The 20,462-nt window shown below is 68.0% G+C and carries 21 protein-coding genes; 11 read left to right on the forward strand and 10 right to left on the reverse strand.

Annotation, left to right across the window (positions count from 1 at the left end):
- Positions 1–11 precede the first annotated feature (11 nt).
- Positions 12–1,460: a M48 family metalloprotease gene (locus I0K15_RS08485; RefSeq protein ID WP_196105007.1), complete on the forward strand. Its 1,449-nt coding sequence runs from the start codon at positions 12–14 to the stop codon at positions 1,458–1,460.
- Complete coding sequence (locus I0K15_RS08490) at positions 1,457–2,272, forward strand: phosphotransferase (RefSeq protein WP_196105008.1); 816 nt, start codon at positions 1,457–1,459, stop codon at positions 2,270–2,272. The genes I0K15_RS08485 and I0K15_RS08490 overlap by 4 nt, the downstream gene beginning before the upstream one ends.
- On the opposite strand, the gene ubiB is transcribed toward I0K15_RS08490, so the two are convergent.
- Positions 2,241–3,800 (reverse strand): 2-polyprenylphenol 6-hydroxylase, encoded by a 1,560-nt coding sequence (gene ubiB, locus I0K15_RS08495; protein WP_196105009.1) that lies wholly within the window; start codon positions 3,798–3,800, stop codon positions 2,241–2,243. The genes I0K15_RS08490 and ubiB overlap by 32 nt on opposite strands.
- The gene (gene ubiE / locus I0K15_RS08500) at positions 3,797–4,537 is read right to left on the reverse strand and encodes a bifunctional demethylmenaquinone methyltransferase/2-methoxy-6-polyprenyl-1,4-benzoquinol methylase UbiE (RefSeq protein WP_196105010.1); all 741 of its coding nucleotides are present in this window, start codon (positions 4,535–4,537) and stop codon (positions 3,797–3,799) included. Before ubiE ends, ubiB begins: the two co-directional genes overlap by 4 nt.
- 140 nt (positions 4,538–4,677) lie before the next feature.
- Between ubiE and mutM the strand changes: the two genes are divergently transcribed.
- The 5 genes from mutM (at position 4,678) to dnaA (ending at position 9,011) form a co-directional block, all read left to right on the forward strand.
- Positions 4,678–5,541 carry a bifunctional DNA-formamidopyrimidine glycosylase/DNA-(apurinic or apyrimidinic site) lyase gene (gene mutM / locus I0K15_RS08505; RefSeq protein WP_196105011.1) on the forward strand — a complete coding sequence of 288 codons (864 nt, stop codon included), beginning with the start codon at positions 4,678–4,680 and terminating at the stop codon, positions 5,539–5,541.
- An 83-nt stretch (positions 5,542–5,624) separates the two neighbouring features.
- Positions 5,625–6,401 (forward strand): enoyl-CoA hydratase, encoded by a 777-nt coding sequence (locus I0K15_RS08510; protein WP_196105012.1) that lies wholly within the window; start codon positions 5,625–5,627, stop codon positions 6,399–6,401.
- Positions 6,402–6,475: 74 nt separating this feature from the next.
- Positions 6,476–6,739: a 30S ribosomal protein S20 gene (rpsT, locus tag I0K15_RS08515; protein ID WP_196105013.1), complete on the forward strand. Its 264-nt coding sequence runs from the start codon at positions 6,476–6,478 to the stop codon at positions 6,737–6,739.
- A 377-nt stretch (positions 6,740–7,116) separates the two neighbouring features.
- Complete coding sequence (locus tag I0K15_RS08520) at positions 7,117–7,551, forward strand: rhodanese-like domain-containing protein (protein ID WP_230374355.1); 435 nt, start codon at positions 7,117–7,119, stop codon at positions 7,549–7,551.
- Between the two features lie 98 nt (positions 7,552–7,649).
- Entirely contained in the window at positions 7,650–9,011 is a 1,362-nt protein-coding gene (dnaA, locus tag I0K15_RS08525; RefSeq protein ID WP_196105014.1) for a chromosomal replication initiator protein DnaA, read from the forward strand.
- Positions 9,012–9,222: 211 nt separating this feature from the next.
- Here dnaA and I0K15_RS08530 read toward each other — a convergent pair whose 3' ends face one another.
- A complete protein-coding gene (locus I0K15_RS08530; RefSeq protein WP_196105015.1) occupies positions 9,223–9,927 on the reverse strand; it encodes a COQ9 family protein in 705 nt (234 codons plus the stop codon).
- A 97-nt stretch (positions 9,928–10,024) separates the two neighbouring features.
- Between I0K15_RS08530 and rpsU the strand changes: the two genes are divergently transcribed.
- Positions 10,025–10,231: a 30S ribosomal protein S21 gene (rpsU, locus tag I0K15_RS08535; protein ID WP_196105016.1), complete on the forward strand. Its 207-nt coding sequence runs from the start codon at positions 10,025–10,027 to the stop codon at positions 10,229–10,231.
- 99 nt (positions 10,232–10,330) lie between these two features.
- A complete protein-coding gene (locus I0K15_RS08540) occupies positions 10,331–11,113 on the forward strand; it encodes a metallophosphoesterase (protein ID WP_230374356.1) in 783 nt (260 codons plus the stop codon).
- A gap of 126 nt (positions 11,114–11,239) precedes the next feature.
- On the opposite strand, the gene I0K15_RS08545 is transcribed toward I0K15_RS08540, so the two are convergent.
- The 5 genes from I0K15_RS08545 to I0K15_RS08565 form a co-directional block, all read right to left on the reverse strand.
- A complete protein-coding gene (locus I0K15_RS08545; RefSeq protein ID WP_196105017.1) occupies positions 11,240–11,389 on the reverse strand; it encodes an aa3-type cytochrome c oxidase subunit IV in 150 nt (49 codons plus the stop codon).
- A gap of 56 nt (positions 11,390–11,445) precedes the next feature.
- Entirely contained in the window at positions 11,446–11,892 is a 447-nt protein-coding gene (locus tag I0K15_RS08550) for a hypothetical protein (protein ID WP_338420766.1), read from the reverse strand.
- Complete coding sequence (locus tag I0K15_RS08555) at positions 11,871–12,842, reverse strand: MBL fold metallo-hydrolase (protein ID WP_196105423.1); 972 nt, start codon at positions 12,840–12,842, stop codon at positions 11,871–11,873. Before I0K15_RS08555 ends, I0K15_RS08550 begins: the two co-directional genes overlap by 22 nt.
- 67 nt (positions 12,843–12,909) lie before the next feature.
- Positions 12,910–13,329, reverse strand: a complete 420-nt coding sequence (locus I0K15_RS08560) for a nuclear transport factor 2 family protein (RefSeq protein ID WP_196105018.1) — start codon at positions 13,327–13,329, stop codon at positions 12,910–12,912.
- 32 nt (positions 13,330–13,361) lie between these two features.
- Positions 13,362–15,077 carry an acyl-CoA dehydrogenase gene (locus I0K15_RS08565; protein ID WP_196105019.1) on the reverse strand — a complete coding sequence of 572 codons (1,716 nt, stop codon included), beginning with the start codon at positions 15,075–15,077 and terminating at the stop codon, positions 13,362–13,364.
- Between the two features lie 42 nt (positions 15,078–15,119).
- On the opposite strand from I0K15_RS08565, the gene I0K15_RS08570 reads away from it, so the two are divergent.
- Positions 15,120–16,094 (forward strand): L-threonylcarbamoyladenylate synthase, encoded by a 975-nt coding sequence (locus tag I0K15_RS08570; protein WP_196105020.1) that lies wholly within the window; start codon positions 15,120–15,122, stop codon positions 16,092–16,094.
- Between the two features lie 56 nt (positions 16,095–16,150).
- Here the strand turns inward: I0K15_RS08570 and I0K15_RS08575 are convergent, their stop codons facing one another.
- Both I0K15_RS08575 and I0K15_RS08580 read right to left on the reverse strand, forming a co-directional pair.
- A complete protein-coding gene (locus tag I0K15_RS08575; RefSeq protein WP_196105021.1) occupies positions 16,151–18,373 on the reverse strand; it encodes a TRAP transporter permease in 2,223 nt (740 codons plus the stop codon).
- A gap of 104 nt (positions 18,374–18,477) precedes the next feature.
- Positions 18,478–19,455, reverse strand: a complete 978-nt coding sequence (locus I0K15_RS08580; RefSeq protein ID WP_196105022.1) for a TAXI family TRAP transporter solute-binding subunit — start codon at positions 19,453–19,455, stop codon at positions 18,478–18,480.
- 315 nt (positions 19,456–19,770) lie between these two features.
- Here I0K15_RS08580 and I0K15_RS08590 point away from each other — a divergent pair, with 315 nt between their 5' ends.
- Positions 19,771–20,415 (forward strand): sulfotransferase family protein, encoded by a 645-nt coding sequence (locus I0K15_RS08590; RefSeq protein ID WP_196105024.1) that lies wholly within the window; start codon positions 19,771–19,773, stop codon positions 20,413–20,415.
- The last annotated feature ends 47 nt before the right edge of the window (positions 20,416–20,462 follow it).

A 20,462-nucleotide genomic window follows, 5' to 3' on the forward strand; every position in this document is an offset into this window, starting at 1 on the left:
GGAGTTGACTGATGGTCCACCGGCTCTTTGCCGCGCTCGCACTGCTCGTGCTCGGGGCCTGTGCCTCCGGCACCGCCTGGGAGCAGGATCGCTTCGCCGGACTGTCGAGCGAGGAAGAGTTCCTGATCGCGCAATATGGCGGCGTGATCGAGACGGGGCCGCTCGCCGCCCATGTGCGGGAGATCGGGACGCGGATCGCGGCACAGACCCGGGATGCGGAGGCGGATCAGTGGCGCTTTCGCCTGCTCAACAGCGGGGAGCTCAATGCCTTCGCCGTGCCGGGCGGGACGGTCTACGTCACCCGCGGGATTGCGACGCTCGCCAATGACGAGGCGGAGCTGGCCGCGGTGATCGGGCACGAGATCGCGCATCTCGCCGCCGGTCATAGCGAGAGCTTCAGCGCGCGCCGGCAGCAGGCCGCGCGCGATATCGAGAACGGCTGGGTGGCCGCCGGCCGGATCTCCGACCCCGATCGGGCGGCGGCGACGGCGCAGGACACGCTGGAGAACGCACTCGGCGGACTGGCGGCCTATTCCCGCCAGCAGGAGCTTGAGGCGGACCGGATCGGTTTCGACCTCATGGTGCGCTCGGGCTACGACCCGCGAGGGCAGGAGCGGCTGCTGACCGCCATGAGCGATTTTGCGAGCACACGCGCGCTGTCCTTCGGCACCAGCCAGATGATGGAGCAGGTGGATTTCCTCGCCAGCCATCCGGGGACCGGTACGCGGCAGGAGGAGGCGCGGCGGCTCGCGTCCGCCGCGGGGAACGGCGCGCAGGAGCGGGGCGATCACCTCGCGGCCATCGACGGCGTGGTCTGGGGGGAGACCGGGGAGAACGGCTTCGTGCGCGGCGGGCGGTGGATCCATCCGTCGCTCGACCTGTCCTTCCTGCTGCCGAGCGGCTTCCTGCCCTATCTCGGCCCCGGCGCGGTGCTGGCGGAGAGCGAGACCGGCGCCTTCGTCCTGTTCGACGTGGTGCCGCGGGACCGGGGGCGCGCGCCCCAGCCCTACGTCATCGACCTGCTGGCGGAGATCGATCCGAAGCTGCTGACCGCGCTGCCGGAGCGGCCGCAGACGACCACGATCGGAGAAGCGCGGGCGGCGGTGATCGACATGACGCTCGATTTCGAGGGCACGCTGGTGGATCAGCAGCTCTATTCCATCGTGCTGGACGACCTCGTCGCGCGCTTCGTCATCGGCGCGCCGCGGCAGGATCCGGGCGCGCTCGACCGGCTGCGGGCGGCGGTGCGCAGCCTCTCCCCGATCCCGGCGGCGCAGCAGGCCGACCTCGCCCCGCGGCGGATCGAGGTGCATACGGTGCGCGCGGGCGAGAACGTGCCCTCGCTTGCGCAGCGAATGAAGGTCGAGGGGGCGGCGGAGCAGTATTTCCGCCTCATCAACCGGCTCGGCCCCGGGCAGGTCCTGGCGCCGGGCATGCAGGTCAAGCTGATCGTCGAGTGACACCGGAGGCACTGCTTTCCGCCTTGCGGTCCCGCGGCTGGCCCGTGGAGGCCGTGGAGCGCCTGCCGCGCGGGCGGACGAATTGCGCGTGGCGGGTTCGCAGCGGCGAGCGAGCGCTGACGCTGCGCCATCCGTCGGGCGATCCGGCGCTGCTGTTTCCGCGGGATCCGGCGGCGGAGCGGCGGGCGCTGGTGGCGCTGGCCAGGACGGGCCTCGCGCCAGAGCTCGCGGGCTGGGAGCCCGGGCTGGCGGGCGGTGCGATCCTGACATCGTATGTCGAGGGGCGGCCCTGGGGCGGCGATGCCGCCGCGGTGGGGCGGCTGTTGCGGCGGCTGCACGGGCGCGCGGCGCCGGTGGGGTTGCCGGTGCGCGGGTGTGATCCGGTGGGTGAGGGGTTCGCGATCCTCGCGCAGTGTCGGGACCGTGGGCTGGCGGCGCTGGCGCCGCCGCGTGTGAAGCTCGCGGGCCGGGCGCTGCTGCATAGCGATCCGGTGCCGGGGAACCTGATCGAGGGGCCGGAGGGCCTCGCCCTGATTGACTGGCAGTGCCCGGCGGCAGGGCCCACCGCGCACGACGTGATGCTGTTCCTGTCGCCCGCGATGCAGATCCTCGGGCGCGAGCGGGCGCTGACCGGGGCGGAGCGGCAAGCCTTCGCTGCAGCCTACGGTCCCCTGCCCCCGCCCCCGGTCCGGGCGGCGATGCATTGGCGGATGGCGTGCCACTGCCAATGGCGGATCGAGCGGGGGGATGCGGCTTATCGACCGGCGCTGGAGGCCGAGCTCAGAGCGCTTGCGCGAGCCAGACGGAGGTAAGCGCGATCGCGGCCCCCATCGCCATCCCGGCCAGCGCCCAGGCAGCACGCCCCCGGCGGCGGGAGCGGCGGCGCGCCTGCGGGTCGTCCTCATCCTCCACCGGGTTGTTGGTGCGGATGAGTGCGGCCTCGGCCATCCGCGGCAGCAACGGCCCGAAGCGGGAGAGGATGCGCACCGTCTCCGCCAGATCGCGAGCCACGGCGCGGGGGCCGAGATTGTCGCGGATGTAGCGCTCGACGACGGGGCGCGCGACCTGCCACATGTTCATGTGCGGGTCGAGCGAGCGGCCCACGCCCTCCACCACCACCATGGTTCGCTGCAGCAGGATGAGCTGGGTCTGCGTCTCCATCCCGAAGCGCTCGGTCACATCGAAGAGATGGGCGAGCAGCTTCGCCATCGAGATGCGGGAGGCGTCCTGCCCGAAGATCGGCTCGGCCACGGTGCGCAGCGCCTGGGCGAACTCGTCGATGTCGCGGTCGGGCGGGACATAGCCCGCCTCGAAATGCACCTCGGCCACGCGGCGGTAGTTCTGGCGGAGGAAGCCGTAGACGATCTCGGCGAAGACGCGGCGGGTATAGGCGTCGATCCGGCCCATAATGCCGAAATCGAGGGCGATCAGATCGCCATCGGGCCCGACCTTGAGGTTGCCCTGGTGCATGTCGGCGTGGAAATAGCCGTCGCGCAGGGCGTGGTTGAGGAAGACCTGGACGACGCGCGCGCCCATGGCCTTCATGTCGATGCCGCTGGCGCGCAGGCCCTCCAGATCGCCCATCTGCGTGCCGCTTACCCATTGCGAGGTCAGCACCGTCTCGGATGACAGGGGCCAGATGACCTGCGGGATGCGGAAGCCCTCGTCCTTCTCCACATTCGCGCCGAACTCGGCGGCGGCGGAGGCTTCGAGGCGGAAGTCGAGCTCCTGCTTCACGACGCCGTGGAAGTGGGCGATGACCTGCGTCGGCTTCAGCCTGCGGGCCTTGGGTGCGAGCAGCTCGATGGTACGGGCGACGAAGTAGAACGCCTGGATGTCGCGGTCGAAGGCGCGGGCGATGCCGGGGCGGCGGATCTTCACCGCCACCTCCTCCCCCGTGTCGGCGCGGCGGGCGCGGTGGACCTGCGCGATGGAGGCGGCGGCGACGGGTTGGGAGAACTCGATGAAGAGCGCCTCCACCGGCGCGCCAAGCTCCCGCTCTACCTCGCGCCGGGCGGCATCCATAGGGAAGGGCGGGAGCTTGTCCTGCAGGATCTTGAGCTCGCGGCTCAGCTCCGGCCCGGTCACATCGGGGCGGGTGGAGAGGATCTGCCCGAACTTGATGTAGGACGGGCCGAGCGCTGTGATCGCGCGCACGACGGGCGGCTGCGCCGGGTCGCCCCGCTCGCCCAGCCACTGCACCGGCCACATCAGCACCTTCGCCGTGATCCGCAGGCTGCCGGGCGCCCCGAACTGACGCATGGCATAGTCGAGCGCACCGGTCCGCTGGAAGGTCGCGCCGGTCCGGATCAGTCGCCAGAGGTTGGAGACAGGGTTCAAATCTTCCACCCGCTGTGCAGGCAGGCGATCCCCATGGAGAGGTTGCGGTAGCGTACGTTCTCGAAGCCCGCCTGCCGGATCAGGGTGGCGAAGCTCTCCTGATCGGGGAACTTGCGGATCGACTCGACGAGGTACTGGTAGCTCTCGCGGTCCTGCGCGATCGCCTGGCCCATCGCCGGGATGACGTTGAAGGAGTAGGCGTCGTAGAGCCGCTGCAGCAGGTCGTTGGGGATCTGGCTGAACTCCAGGCACAGGAAGCGGCCGCCGGGCTTAAGGACGCGGAACGCCTCGGCCAGCGCATCCTCGGGCCGGGTCACGTTCCGGATGCCGAAGCTGATCGTGTAGACGTCGAAGCTGTTGTCGGCGAAGGGCAGCGCCATGGCGTCGCCCACGACCCATTCCATCGGGGCGCCCTGCGCCTCGGGCCTCTGCTTGCCGGCCTCCAGCATCGATTCCGTCATGTCGCAGACGGTGGCCTGCCCGCCGCCGCGCTTGAGGAAGCGGAACGCGATGTCGCCGGTGCCACCCGCCACGTCGAGGAGGTGCTGGTGCGGGCGCGGCGCCAGCCAGTCCATCATCGCATCCTTCCACAGGCGGTGGATGCCGACGCTCATCACGTCGTTCATGATGTCGTATTTCGAGGCGACGGATGTGAAGACGCCGTGGACCCGCTCGGCCTTTTCCCCTTCCGGCACATCCTGATAGCCGAAATGGGTGGTCTTCTCGGTCTCGGCCATGGGGGGCTCCTGCGGTCGCTTCGCCCCGCAACCTAGCGATTGGCGCGGGATTGGAAAGCGCGGTGTGGGGTCGCGTCGATTGCGCCTGCCGCGCGAGGGGCTTAGATCAGGGCTCTTCCGAGATTGAGCGAGCCCGATCGATGCCAGAACTGCCCGAGGTGGAGACCGTGCGCCGGGGTCTGGTCCCCGTGATGGAGGGGCGCGTAATCACGCGCGCCGACGTGCGCCGCCCCGACCTGCGCTGGCCGTTTCCGGACGGCATGGCGGAGCGGCTGACCGGCGCGCGGGTCACGCGGCTGAGGCGGCGGGCGAAATACATCCTGGCGGAGCTTGACCGGGCGGAGACACTGATCGTGCATCTGGGCATGTCGGGTCGGATGCTGATCGCGGGGCCGTCGGGGACGAGCGTGCCGGGCGCGTTCCACCACCATCACCCGGCGCCAGAGAAGCACGATCACGTCGTCTTCGACATCGAGGACGGGACCCGTGTGACCTTCAACGACGCCCGGCGTTTCGGCGCGATGGATCTGGTCGCGACGGATGCGGTGGAGGCGCACAAGCTGATCGCGGTGCTGGGGCCCGAACCCTTCGACAACGCCTTTTCCGCGGCGTACCTGGCGGAGAAGCTGGAGGGGCGTTGGACGCCGATCAAATCCGCCCTGCTCGACCAGCGAATCGTGGCGGGGCTCGGCAATATCTACGTGTGCGAGGCGCTGTGGCGGTCGGGGATCAGCCCCCTCCGGCTCGCGCGGGACCTGACGAAACGTCAGATTTCCGACCTCGCGGGGCATATCCGCGAAACGCTGGAGGATGCCATCGCCGCCGGCGGATCCTCGCTCAGGGATTACCGGCAGGCCGACGGGGAACTGGGCTATTTTCAACACTCTTTCGCGGTCTACGGGCGGGAGGGCGAGGCGTGCCGGACGCCGGGCTGTGGCGGCACGGTCGTGCGCGACGTGCAGTCGGGCCGGTCCTCCTTACACTGTCCCGCATGTCAGCGATAGGAACTGAAACACCTTGCAATCACCCCGTGAGGCCTTCAAATCCCGGGACAACGCGCCGCAGGCAACCGAAAAGGGACATTCGCATGGCCTACGAGATGCTGATCGTCGAGGTGACGGATGACGTGGGGCTCATCCGGCTCAACCGCCCCGACGCGCTGAACGCCCTGAACGGGCAGCTCCTCACCGAACTCGCCGACGTGCTCGCCGCCTGGGACAAGGACGACGACGTGCGGGCCATCGTCATCACCGGCTCGGAGAAGGCGTTCGCTGCCGGGGCCGATGTGAAGGAGATGGCGGAGAAGTCCTTCGTCGACATGTTCGGCACGGACTACTTCACACCGCAGACCGAGGCGATCACCCGGACGCGCAAGCCGATCATCGCGGCCGTGTCGGGCTTCGCGCTCGGCGGGGGGTGTGAGCTTGCGATGATGTGCGACTTCATCATCGCGTCCGACACCGCGAAGTTCGGCCAGCCGGAGATCAATCTCGGCGTCATGGCGGGGATCGGCGGCACCCAGCGGCTCACCCGCATCGTGGGCAAGTCGAAGGCGATGGAGATGAACCTCACCGGTCGCTTCATGGAGGCCGAGGAGGCCGAGCGCGCCGGCCTCGTCTCCCGCATCGTGCCGGCCAAGGACCTCGTGGACGAGGCGCTGAAGACCGCGGGCAAGATCGCGGAGAAATCCCAGCTCGCCGTCATGGCGGTCAAGGAATCGGTGAACCGCGCCTATGAGACGACCCAGCGCGAGGGGCTGCTCTACGAGCGCCGCGTCTTCCACTCGCTCTTCGCGACGGAGGATCAGGCCGAGGGCATGTCGGCCTTCGTTGAAAAGCGCACCGCGAAGTTCCGCGACCAGTAAGACGGAACGTTGACACCCGTGGGCCGCGGGAGTAAGAGCGCGGCTCATCTTGTAAAAAGAGACCGGAATCAGACATGGCAAATTCGCCGTCCGCAAAGAAGCGCGTGCGCCAGATCGAGCGCCGCACCGACGTCAACAAAGCGCGCCGCTCGCGCATCCGCACCTTCCTGCGCAAGGTCGAGGAAGCCATCGCAGGTGGCGACCAGACCGCGGCTCAGCAGGCGCTGCAAGCGGCCCAGCCGGAAGTGATGCGTGGCGTCACCAAGGGCGTGCTGCACAAGAACACCGCCTCGCGGAAGATCTCCCGCCTCGCGCACCGCGTGAAGTCGATGGCATGATCCCGCGGGCCCATCGGGCCCGTATCGCTGCATGTCGGGCGCATCCGCTGATGCGCCCTTTCTTTTTGCAGTGCATTCAATGGCTTTTCGGCCACGCTCCGGCGCACAACAGGCGTTCACTCTTCGGTCCCGTTGTTCGAATCGTGACCCGGACGTAATCTTGGAAGTCGGTGAGCCCCGCCGCATTCGCACCTTTAGTATCGGCTTTTTATATCGCATCAGCAGATGCAACCAATACTTGTGCACAACTTAAGCATCTGAACTATAAAATGGAAACGCCCCACCGGGCGCTCCACTTCCTCTTGTGTTGCACTTCCGACTCGGCGTAGGTTCTGCGGACCAAGAACGAGAGTCGCAACGACCGGGAGGAGCAAGGCGTGTCGCAGATCGAGCAGATGACCCCACCAGAAGCGTATGAGGCGCTCAGGGGCGATGCGACGGCCGCGCTCGTAGATGTCAGGACGAAGCCGGAATGGTCCTTCGTCGGCATCCCCGATCTGAGGAGCACCGGCAACCGGATGGCGCTGGCCGAATGGCGCAGCTACCCCGACATGTCCGTCAATCCCACCTTCGTCGAGGACGTCACCGCCGAACTGGGCGGCACGCTTCCCGACACGATTCTCTTCATCTGCCGTTCGGGCGCGCGATCTGACGACGCGGCCCGTGCGGTATCGCAGACGGCGGAGCAGGCAGGCATCTCCGTTCGCTGCATCAATGTCGCCGAGGGTTTTGAGGGAGACCTGGACAGCGACGCGCACAGGGGGTCGATGAACGGGTGGAAGGCCCATTCATTGCCCTGGCGACAAACCTGACCCAAGGGGGGGCCATCAACGCCCCCGAGGGACAAAAAGCCTGCCGGCTCCGCCCGCCCGGGTCCGGCCAACGTCGAATTGTGACAATGGGACGGACAATGTCTGATATCGAGGCCTGGGGGCGCATTTGCACGGATATGAAGTCGGCGATCGGCCAGGAGGCCTATCAGAGCTGGATCGACCCGCTCTCGCTCGACCGCATCGATTCGGGCACTGCGCATTTCGCGGCACCCACCACCTTCATCGGCCGCTGGGTCGAGCGGAACTACGGTGAGCGCATCCGCTCATCCTTCGTGCGCGAAGGCTACGAGGTCACGCGGCTGAACTTCACCGTGGCCCCTGCCACCCCGCAGAAGGCCGCGGTGGAGCAGGAGAACGGCGCGCCGAAACCGGCGGCCGTCACCACGGGTGAGGAGGAGCTTCCGGGCTCCCCGCTCGACCCGCGCTTCACCTTCGACAGCTTCGTGGTCGGCAAGCCAAACGAGCTCGCCCATGCGGCGGCGCGACGGGTCGGCGAGGGGGGCGAGGTCACGTTCAACCCCCTCTTCCTCTACGGTGGCGTCGGCCTCGGCAAGACGCACCTAATGCACGCGATCGCGTGGAAGCTGCAGGAGGAGAATCCGGGCTTCCGTGTGCTGTATCTCTCCGCCGAGCAGTTCATGTACCGCTTCGTGCAGGCGCTGCGCTTCCGCGACACGATCAGCTTCAAGCAGATGTTCCGCTCGGTCGACGTGCTGATGGTCGACGACGTGCAGTTCATCGCGGGCAAGGATTCGACGCAGGAGGAATTCTTTCACACATTCAATGCGTTGATCGACCAGAACAAGCAGGTCATCATCTCCGCCGACCGCGCACCGGGGGAGATCGAGGGGATCGAGGAGCGGATCAAGTCGCGGCTGCAATGGGGCCTCGTTGCCGACCTGCACCCGACCGACTACGAGCTGCGCCTCGGCATCCTGCAGTCGAAGCTGGAGGCGCAGCTCCTCCAGCATCCGAGCGTTAAGATCAATCACGGCGTGATCGAGTTCCTTGCGCACCGGATCTCCACCAACGTGCGCGTGCTGGAGGGGGCGCTCACCCGCCTCTTCGCTTTCGCCTCGCTGGTGGGGCGCGAGATCGACATGGACATGACGCAGGAATGCCTCGCCGACCTGCTGCGCGCCTCCGAGCGCAAGGTGACCATCGAGGAGATCATCCGGAAGGTCGCGGACCACTACAATCTGCGCATGAACGACCTTCTGTCTGCGCGGCGCGCCCGCGCCATCGCCCGCCCGCGTCAGGTGGCGATGTTCCTCGCGAAGACTCTGACCTCGAAGAGCCTGCCGGAGATCGGGCGCAAGTTCGGCGGCCGCGACCACACCACGGTGATCCACGCGGTGAAGAAGGTCGAGGAGCTCAAGCTCACCGACAGCCAGATCGCCGAGGACGTGGAGCTGCTGCGCCGGATGCTGGAGGCCTGACAGCGTTCTGTGGTGACCCTCGGGCGTGGCTCAAGGATCCTCAATGTGAAGAGCAACCGCCCCGGACCAGATCCGGGGCCTTTCGCCTTTATGTGATGAGGGCCGCGCCCGACTTGGAGGGCACTTCGAGTGATACCACCCCGGACTTGATCCGGGGTCTCCCGCAGCACGTCGTACCGAAAGGTCCCGGCGCTGCGGCCGGGACGGCACGTCAGGGGCGGCGCCAGCGGCCCGGCATGCGGACGTTGGGCGCGGTCACTCGGTCGAGGACGCGGCCCGGTCCCGCGGCCCAGGCGCGGGCCATCGGGGTGTCCTTCGCCCAGGCCTTCGCTTTCTCGATCCGCATCACGTCGGCGATGCGGCGGTCGAGGAAGGCCCAGGTCTTCTCGCTGCCGAGGCTGTCATCGCCCAGCCAATAGAGCACCGTGGAGGAGTAGACGCCCGAGAGCGTCGCGCGCTTGGTATACCAGTTGATGTCGCGCGAGCCGTCGCCGAGGCCGGACCAGATCGTGTCGGCGGTGTTCCAGATCGCCTTCGCCCCGTCGGCGGCGTGCATCGGCAGGGCAAAGAGCGTGGCACCCCGGCGCACCGCCTCGCGCTCGCCCTCGATAAGTTCGAGGCGTTTGCGGACCGCCCGCGTGATCTTTGCCGTCATGCCCATGCCGGTCATGTCGGCTGTGGCGAGCCAGGCGGCGAGCTCCTCGTCCCCGCGCATGTGGAAGGCGAGCGCCAGATCGACGGCGCCGCGAGGGAAGAGACTGCGCGCCAAACCCGGCTCCAGCTCCGAATCGGCGATGGCGCGTTTCAGCGTCGCCTCGGACCAGCCGTCGAAGGGCACGTGCATCAATGCGGCATCCAGCACCTTGTCCCGCGGGTTTTCACCCGATGTCTCAACGATTTCCGGCTGATCGATCATGGCAACTCTCGGCTACGGGGTGGACATGTGCGGATTATCCGCCTATCTAGCGCACTCCTGCAATTCCGCAATTTTACCTGAAAGGTGGTGAAGACAAGTGCAGGTACAGGTTCGCGACAACAATGTCGATCAGGCGCTCCGCGCCCTGAAGAAGAAGTTGCAGCGCGAGGGCGTGTTCCGTGAGATGAAGCTCCGGCAGCATTACGAGAAGCCCTCCGTCAAGCGTGCCCGCGAGAAGGCCGAGGCCGTTCGCCGCGCGCGCAAGCTGGCTCGTAAAAAGGCACAGCGCGAAGGTCTCCTTTAAGCAGATCGACATGGAGCGACCCGGCCGGAGCGATCCGGCCGTTGTCTTTCGAGCCCCCGCCCCATCTTGGAGCGGGGGCTTCGTTTTGAAGGGGACGACATGGCGACGGACGGCATCCGCATCTACGCGATCGGCGATATCCACGGGGAGCTCGACAAGCTGCGCGAGGTCCACGGCTGGATCGCCCGCGACCGGGCGGAGCATGCAGGGCGCGAGGTGCGGATCGTCCATCTGGGCGACTACGTGGACCGGGGACCGGACAGCCGCGGCGTGGTCGACTGGCTGATCGCCGGGGACAATCCCGAATGGATCAACCTGCGCGGCAACCACGACAGGATGTTCATGCGCTACGTCACCCAACCCGGCTGGCAGGACCCGCGCCTGTGGCGGCACAAGGGCTATCACTGGCTGCATGAGAAGCTGGGCGGGGTGGAGACGCTGGCGAGCTACGGGATCGAGATCGGCGGTGAGGTGACGCTCGACCGCTCCGACCTCTGGCACGACGCGGCAGCGGAGGCGGTGCCGGGCGCGCATGTGGACTTCATCGACGGGCTCGCGCGCTGGCGGCGGATCGGCGACTACGTCTTCACCCACGCGGGCGTGCGGCCGGACCGGCGGCTGGAGGATCAGGAGGATGACGACCTGATGTGGATCCGCGAGGGCTGGCTCGACTATGCGGGCCCCCTGCCCTTCACCGTGGTGCATGGCCACACGGTCTATGACCAGGTGGAGCGCTACCCCCAGCGGATCGCCGTCGATACCGGCGCGGTCTTCGGCGGGGAGCTGAGCTGCATCGTGCTGGACGGGGAGGAGGTCGGGACGCTGACCGCCCACAACGTACGGGCGCTGCCAATGCGCGACGGGGCGCCGCGGCGGCCCTAGGCGCAACCGTCCCGGCCGCAGCGCCGGGACCGTTCAGTCACGACGCTCCAAAGGGCCCCGGATCGGGTCCGGGGCGGTTGGGTCGTGTCATCGCGGCCCCGGAGCAGGTCCGGGGTGGCGCAGGTATCAGGTGCGGAAGATCGCGAGGAAGATCAGGACGATCAGGATCACGATGATGGACCGGATGCAGAAGGTCACGAAGCCGCCGAACGTCTTCTCCTGATCCGTGATGTCCATGGAGCCGTGCTCGTGCTCCTTGTTGTTATCGTCGGCCATGCTGCTCTCCAATTCGGGACCGATGCCGTCTTACACGATGGGCCGCGTGGTGCAAGTCAGGCGGGCTCTTCCAGCGCCTGAGCCAGCTCGAAGCCGATGCGGCGTGCTGTCTCCTGCTGGCGGGGGGCGGCGCGCAGGGCGACGTTGAGCTGGGTGACGTGCTGGATGAGCTGCATCTTTCCGCCGCGCGCATCGACGCCGTAGAAGGTGACGATGTCGGGCGCGAACCAGCCCATGCCCTGGACGTGCATCACGCCCATTTCGGTGCCGACGAAGCCCATGCCGACCTCGTGCTCGCTGTCCAGCGTCTCCTCGAACTTGCGGATGTAGAGGGCGATGCGCTCATAGGCCCACTGGGCGGGCGACTTGCCCTTGCCGGTGCCGAGCTTCGCGGGCTTCTTTGCGTTCTCCGCACAGTCCTGTCCGCCGGTATGCACCGCGCGGGAGAGGACCGAGGCCTCCGCCGCTTCCGCCGTCGTCTCTATGCCGTTCTCCACAGCCATGCCCCGTCCTCCGCCAGTGTTCGTGTCACCAGTCCTTCGTGCCAGACATGGTTGAGATGGGCCACCGTCTCGGCCAGGGCGAGGCCGTAGGTGCCGTCGTCGATGGTGCGCTTGAAGAGGAGCGGGAAGCAGTCGGGCGCGCGGCGGGGCTCCGAGAGGAACTCCAGCAGCCGCGGCAGTGCGTTCTCGTGGTTCTCGATGAGCTGGCGCAGGCGGGCGGGCACGCCGGTGAAGGGCAGCTTGTGGCCCGGCAGCGCGAGGTGGTGCGGACCGGCCAGCGCTGCGAGGCGATGGCAACTCTCGATCCAGTCGCCGAGCGGATCGGCCTCCGGCTCCGTCGGATAGACCCCGATATTGGAGGAGATGCCGGGGATGATCTGGTCGCCCGCCAGGATCAGGTCGCCGGACCAGAGCGTCGCATGCTCCGGCGCGTGGCCGTTGCCGACATGGACCGTCCAGTCGCGCCCGCCGACGCGCAGCGTGTCGCCCTGCGCGATGCGGGTGTAGCCGACGGGCATGGGGTGGACGATATCGGCGAAGTTGAAGGGGCGCTGTGCGGCGCGGATGGCGATCCGCTCCGCATCCATCCCGGCGCGGCGGTAGAAGGTCAGCGCCTCCTCCGTCGCGGCCTCCTGCACATCGAGCGTCAGCATCCGTGCGAAGAGCCAGGCGGTGCGCGTCGTCACCAGCTCCGCCCCGCGCGCCTGGAACCAGCCGACGAGGCCCACATGGTCGGGGTGGTGGTGGGTGAGCAGCACGCGGCGCACCGGCTTGCCTGCGAGGGGGCCTGCGAGCAGCGCCTCCCACACGGCGCGGGTCTTCGAGGTGTCGACGCCGGTATCCACGATCGTCCAGCCGTCGCCGTCGTCGAGCGCGTAGACGTTCATGTGGTTGAGCACCATCGGCAGCGGGATGCGGCCCCACAGGATGCCGTCCGCCACCTCGATCATCTCGCCCTCCCCCGGCGGTTCGGCGATCGGAAAGCGGATCAGGCTGGCGGCGTCTTCGGGCAAGTCTCTACTCCGGCACGGCGAAATTCGCGTGGGCGACCGCCATCCATTTCTCGTTCTCCCGGCGGAAGACGGTGAGGCGCGGCGCCTGCCGGGTGATGTGACCTCCCTCGACGGTGGCGTCAATCGTCAGTGCCCAGCGGACGACCATCAGGTCTTCATCGCCGGTGACCTCCACGATCTCGACGCGCGGGGGCGTATCGGTGCTGATCGTGGGCAGGCCGTAAGCGAGATAGGCGTCGCGGTCGTAGCCGACGCCGCCGGCGCGCTGGATCTGGTACTCGGGCGCCAGGGTCCGCGCGATCTTCTCCTCATCGGCGGAGGAGATGATGGAGACCCATCCGGTGACCACCTCCAGCCCCGTCTGCCGCAGATCGGCGAGGGCTGGAGTGGCGAGGCACAGGGCGATGGCGGTGAGGCGGAGCATCGGCAGTCCTTCCGGGTTGCCCCCGCCGCCGGTCAGGAGGCCAGCGCCTCCGCGTCGAGGGTGTAGAGCGGGGCGGCACCTTGCGTGGCCGCGGTGCAGAACGCCGCCGCTTGTGGCATGAGCTGGAGGATATGGAAACGTGCGACCGCAAGATGACTGTCGCCGCCCGCCAGTGCCGCGCGCAACAGGTAATGACCGCCGAGGACCAGCGCGAAGGCCCGCAGGAAGGGCAGCGAGCCCGCAAACCGGTCGTTCATGCCCGACTTCAGCATCCAGTCGAGCGCGTCGCACACGGTCTCACCCGCGTCCTGCAGCGCATCCGCGAGATCGGGGTGGGCGGTCTGCGCGGCCTTCGCCGTCGCTTCGACTTCGCCCAGCAGCGCCTCGGCCGCCGCACCGCCGTCCATCAGCTTGCGGCCGACAAGGTCCATGGCCTGGATGCCGTTGGTGCCCTCGTAGATCCGGGTGACGCGCACGTCGCGGGCGTACTGGGCGGCGCCCGTCTCCTCCACGAAGCCCATGCCGCCGTGGATCTGGATGCCGATATCGGAGACCTCGGAGCCGGTATCGGTGCCGAAGGCCTTCGCGATGGGCGTGAGGAACGCGCCGCGCGCCTTCCACTTCGCGGCCTCCTCGCCCTCCGTCGCGCGACCCATGTCGAGCGAGAAGGCACAGTCGAGGCAGATCGCGCGGGACGCTTGCGTCAGCGACTTCATGTGCATCAGCTTCCGCCGCACGTTGGCGTGGTCGATGATGGAGCCGGTGTCGCCCGTGGGGCTCTTGCCCTGCTTGCGGTCGAGCGCGTAGGCGAGCGCCTTCTGATAGGCGGCCTCTGCGATGCCGACGCCCTGTACACCGACGCCGAGGCGGGCGTTGTTCATCATGGTGAACATCGCGGCCATGCCGCCATGCTCCGGCCCGACCATCCAGCCGGTGGCGCCGTCGAACTCCATCACCGCGGTGGGCGAGCCGTGGAGGCCCAGCTTGTGCTCCAGGCTGATCGGCTTGAGGGAGTTGGCGACACCGAGCGAGCCGTCCTCGTTCGGGATGAACTTCGGCACGAGGAAGAGGGAGATGCCCTTCGTCCCGGGCACGCCGTCCGGCAGGCGGGCGAGGACGAGGTGACAGATGTTCTCCGCCACGTCGTGATCGCCCCAGGAGATGTAGATCTTCTGACCCGTGATGGCGTAGGTCCCGTCGCCATTCGGCTCCGCCTTCGAGCGCAGCGCACCGACGTCGGAGCCCGCCTGCGGCTCAGTCAGGTTCATCGTGCCTGTCCACTCGCCCGCGATGAGCTTCGGCAGGTAGAGTTCCTTGATCGCGGCGGAGGCGTGATGCTCCAGCGCCTCGATCTGGCCCTGGGTCATCAGCGGATTGAGGGCGAGCGACAGGCAGGCGGAGTTCATCATCTCGCCCACCGCGGTGGTCAGCGTCATCGGCAGGCCCATGCCACCGAACTCCGGATCGGCGTTGATGCCGACCCAGCCCCCCTCGGCAATCGCCTTGTAGGCTTCCGCGAAACCGGGGGAGGTGCGCACGACACCGTTCTCCAGCCGGGCGGGGTTGAGGTCGCCGCTGCGGTTGACGGGATAGAGGATCTCGGCGGCGAGCTTGCCCGCTTCGGTCAGGATCGCCTCGGTCGTTTCGGCGGTTGCCTCGGCGTAGAGCTCCGTCTCGGCCAGACGTTTCGCGCCGATCACCTGGTCGAGCGTGAATTGCATGTCGCGCAGCGGCGGAGCATAAGTCATGGCACTACCCATCGAATTCCCGAAGTTGTGGCAGAGGCTAGGGTGAGCGCCGAAGGCAGACAAGAAGAACGCGGCGGCACCGAAAATGCTGCAACGCAGCGTCTTTCGGCCGATCGGGAAGGGATTTCGGAGGCCGCGCGCCTGCTCCAACGGGGCGCGCTGGTCGCGTTTCCGACCGAGACGGTCTACGGCCTCGGCGCCGATGCGACGAACGGCCGCGCGGTGGCCGGGGTCTTTGCCGCGAAGGGGCGGCCGGCCTTCAACCCCTTGATTGCGCACGTTGCGGACCTCGCGATGGCGGAGGGGCTGGTCAGCTTCACACCTCAAGCCCATGCCCTGGCATCGGCCTTCTGGCCCGGCCCACTGACACTGGTCCTGCCCCGCCGGAGCGACGCGGTGTCGGAGCTCGCGAGCGCCGGGCTCGACACGCTTGCGGTACGAGTGCCCGCGCATCCAGTGGCGCGCGACTTGCTTAGCGCCGTGGGCCGTCCTGTGGCGGCACCCAGCGCCAACCCCTCCGGTCGGATCAGCCCGACAACGGCGGAGCACGTGCTCGACGGTCTCGACGGACGGATCGCGGCGGTGCTGGATGGCGGGGCGTGCGAAGTCGGGCTGGAGTCGACGATCGTGGGCTGGGATGGCGAAACGCCGGTCTTGCTACGCCCTGGCGGCGTGGCGGTGGAGGCGCTGGAGGGCGCCCTTGGCCGTCCGCTGGCGCAGCATGCGGGTGGGGTTAACGCACCGGGCCAGCTCAGCTCACACTACGCACCGGAGGCGCGACTGCGGCTGAACGTGGAGGTGCCGGAGGCGGATGAGCTCTGGCTGCGCTTCGGCGACGGACCGTCGGACTGGTCGCTGTCGCCCACAGGAGATCTGCATGAGGCCGCGGCCCGGCTCTTCGCCCTGCTGCGCGCCGCCGATGCCGCCTCTGACCGGATCGCCGTCGCGCCGATCCCGGACACGGGGCTCGGCCGTGCCATCAACGACCGCCTGCGCCGAGCCGCCGCCCCGCGCTAGACTTTCATCTTTCCGCAAAATACGCCCGCCGGAGGCTCCCGCCCCCGGCAAGAGGCTCAGGCCTGCGCCGTTCCGCGCACCATCCGCGCCAGCAGGAACAGGCCGACGGCGCCGCCGATCCCGATGAGGTCGGAGATCAAGCCGCCCTCGATCATGAAGAGCGCCACGACGATCAGGCCGATCCGGAACAAAGCGTTCGCCCGGTCCCCGACCCACCAGCCCTGCACGCCGGAGGAGAGGAGAAACACGCCGATCACGGCCGTGGTGCCTGCACGGATCACCTCGAACCAGCTTCCGTCCATCAGGATCGCGGAGTTGTAGAAGAACATGAACGGCACGATGAAGGCCGAGATCCCGATCTTGAAGGACGCGACCGACGTTGCCATCGGGTTCGATCCGGATATGCCAGCCGCCGCGTAACTCGCCAGTGCCACTGGTGGCGTAATCGCCGAGACGACGGCGAAGTAGAAGACGAAGAAATGCGCCGTCAGCATCGGGATGCCGAGCTGCACGAGGCCCGGTGCCACCACCGACGCCGCCACCGCATAGGCCGCCGTCGTGGGCATCCCCATGCCCAGCAGGATCGCGATGCACATGGCGAAGAAGAGGGCGATGAGCTGGTTCGCCTCCGCGATGTTGAGGAGCATCGAGGAGAAGCGCGCGCCGACCCCGGTCAGGGAGATCACGCCGACGATGATGCCCGCGCAGGCACAGACCGCGATGATCTGGATGGACATGTAGCCCGCAATCTCGAACGCCTTGGAGATCGAGCGCGGCCCCATGCGGTAGGGCGTCAGCCAGCTCACCACCGCCGCGGCCATCGTGGCGAGCGTGCCCGCCCGGATCACGGAGTAGCCGAGGAACAGCGCCACGATCAGGATCAGGATCGGCAGGAACAGGAAGACGCGCCGCGCCATGTCGCGGAACTTCGGCAGCTCGTCGTCGCGCATCCCGCGCATGCCGAGCTTGGCCGCCTCGAAGTCCACCATGAAGTAGATCGAGACGAAGTAGAGGATCGCGGGGATGATCGCGGCGATCGCGATCTCGGTGTAGGGAATGCCCGTGATCTCCGCCATGATGAAGGCGCCCGCCCCCATGATCGGCGGCATGATCTGCCCGCCGGTGGACGCGGCCGCCTCGACCGCGCCGGAGGTGGTGGGGCGGTAGCCGACCTTCTTCATCAGCGGGATGGTGAGCGAGCCGGTGGCGACCACATTGCCGGCACTCGTCCCGTTGATCATGCCCATGAGGCCGGAAGCGAAGATCGCGACCTTCGCCGGGCCACCGCGCGCCCGGCCGGCGACCGCGAAGGCGAAGTTGACGAAGTAGTCCCCGACCTTGGAGGCCTGCAGGAACGCCGCGAAGATGATGAAGAGGATGATGTAGGTGGACGACACCGCCGTGGTCGGGCCCAGGATCCCGGCATCGGTGTAGACTTGGCTGAAGAACCGCTCCCACGCGATGGCTGGCGCGTTCAGGAAGCCCGGCAGCAGGTGCCCGACGAAGACGTAGATCAGGAAGACGGCGGCGATAACGATCAGGGCGAGGCCCGCGACGCGGCGCGTGAGCTCCATGATCAGCGCGGTGCCCGCCACGGCGGCGAGGCTGATCCCGATCGGCGCGAAGGGCGTCCCGGTCGAGCTGCGCATCAGCGTGCCGTAGATCGTGATGAGATAGATCGCGACGCCGATCCCGCAGACGCCCAGCAGCAGGTCCGCCGGCGCGATGGCCCCGCGCACCCGCGGGCGCAGCCAGCCGATCACGATGCCCAGCGCGGTGGCCGCGATCAGCGGCACACCGTATTGCCAGATCTCCTCGCTTCGGATCCCGGTATCGACCCCGTTCCACATCACCCCGTCGCGGATCTGCGCGGCGAAGCCCAGCGCCGTCCAGCAGGCGAAGAGCGCGGGCAGCATGCCTGCCCAGGCAAGCAGATCGAGCGGATGGCGCCCGCCGCGGTCGTCATCGGGAAACTCGCGGGGCGCGTAGAGAATGAAGCCCAGCAGCACCGCACCCGCGATGTGGACGATACGGAAGTTCCAGGTCTCCAGCGGGAAGACGGGCAGGAGCGGCACGGTCACGCCCGTCCACTCCCGGATCGACCAGCCGTTCAGGGCCGCCATGTGGAACAGCGCGTAGACCGCGGACATCACGGCGATGACCAGGTAGGTCGGGCCGGTGAAGACGCGACGATTGCGTTCGACCGGTTCGTCGTCGACGCCCTCCGCGATCACGGGGCCGTCGGTCTGGTCGTCCTGCGGTTCGGTGTGCGTAGCCATAAGCCGGTCTCCCCCATTCCGGAGCGTCCGGCAAGGGTCTGGTCATCAAATGTGAGTGGGAGGCCGCGTGTGTTGCGCGGCCTCCCGTTCAGGAGCGTCGGGGCTTACTGGGCGTGGATCTGATCCTCGGGGATCTCCGCGCCCGCATTGTCGATGAACCACTGGGCCGCACCCGGGTGCCAGGGCAGGACGCCGGCATTCTTGTCCCAGTTCTCCGGCACGGTGGAGGCCGCGGCGCGGTGGATGTTCACCATCCGCTCGTTGTCGCTCATGATCACGTCGACCACGGCGTTGACCATGCTGGCGGGCAGATCGCAGTTGGCGATCGCGAAGTTCCACATGGACACCGAGCGGGCATCCGCCTCCAGCGTGGTGTAGGTGTCGGCGGTGATCGCGAACTCGGAGACCGGGAAGGCCTCCAGGATCGTCGCCTGCTCTTCCTCGGTGAACTCGATGATGTTCACGTCGGTCTGTACCTCGAGCTGGCTGACCGCCGGGACCGGAACGCCCGCGGCGAACGCGATCACGTCGATCAGGCCGTCCTGGAGCTGGCCGCCGAGGTCGGTCCAGGAGCCGTTGCGCCGCTCGAAGTCGACGCCCAGCGTCTCCATCATCCGGGGGAAGTAAGTGTCGGAGGTGGAGCCCGCCGGGCCGAAGCCGATGCGTGCGCCGGCCGGGATATCGGCGATCGAGCTGATGCCCGAGGACGTCAGCGCCGTCACGGAGAACGGCGTCTGGTACATCGGGAACATCGCGCAGGCATTGGTCATCTGCAGACCGGGCGCGATCGGGCTCTCACCCGCCACGGCCTCGGCCGCCGGGCCCATCGTGGTCATGCCGAAGGCCGCCTCGCCGGTGTGGACCAGCGCCATGTTCTGACCCGGGCCGCCGGTGATCTCCGCCCCGCCGGACAGGCCGAGCTCGTCAGCCACCAGGTTCGCCCAGCCGGAGCCGTAGGCAAAGTAGGTGCCGCCCTGCGAAGCCGTGGCCACGGTAAAGCTGCCCGGCCAGTCGCTGCGGTCCTGAGCAAAGGACGCCGTCGCCGCGAGGGCACTCGTCACGAGGATCGCTGCTGATTTCATTGGTAATACCTCCAGTTGTCACGTTCGGCCACTTTCGGGCCTTGAATGATCGCCTGCCACCGCCCCTCACGGTTGCGCCAGGCGTTGCGGACAGATGTGAAGTAGGCGAACCTTCGCAACTGTGCCAGTGCTTCCGCGCCGTGGAACGGCAACCGCAGGGTGATTTCGGGCCGCAAGGGCCGGAAAGCCGAGAAAAAGAAGGGGTCCGCGGGTTGAAAAAATCTGCGCGCCGCCGGGTTCAACCGCAAGCTGACGGCTTCGTGACCGGGCGCGAGCGGTGTAAGACGGATCGCGGGACGGGAAGGGAGCCTCGGCATGGCATTGCAGATCATCGGCGCGGGCCTCGGCCGCACGGGGACGGAGAGCCTGCGCAACGCGCTCATCGAGCTGGGCTTCGCACCTTGCCACCACATGTACGCGCTGCGCGACGACCCCGTGCTGGTGCCGCCTTGGCATGACGTGGTGTGTGGGGGTGCAGCGCCGGACTGGGATGCGCTCTTCGCCGGGTTCGAAGCACAGGTGGACTGGCCGGGGGCGGCCTACTGGCGGGAGACGACGCGGCATTTTCCCGAGGCGAAGGTGATCCTGACCCTGCGCGAGGCGGAGGCATGGTGGGCGAGCCTGGAGCAGACCATCCTGCCCTTCGTCGCCCTGAAAGGCCGCCACACCCCGCCGCATCGGAACGCCATCGCGGAGCTCACCGAGACCATCCTGCAACGGCTCATCGGCCCGGATCTCACGGACCGCGCTGCCGCTCTGTCCGCCTTCGAGGCGCACAACGCCGCCGTGCGGGCCGCGATCCCGCCGGAACGCCTTCTGGAACTGCCGGTCGGTGCGGGGTGGGCGCCGCTCTGCGCCTTCCTCGGCGTCCCGGTGCCGGACCAGCCCTATCCCTCCGGCAACACGTCGGCCCAGTTCCGGGAGCGGGTCGCCCGCAACCTCGCGCCGGATCCCGGCTAAGACCGGGTGCAACAGGACTGTCACCTTTCGCATTTAGGTGGAGGCTC

Origin of the sequence: Pontivivens ytuae, assembly GCF_015679265.1 — a bacterium.
Lineage (GTDB): Bacteria > Pseudomonadota > Alphaproteobacteria > Rhodobacterales > Rhodobacteraceae > Pontivivens > Pontivivens ytuae.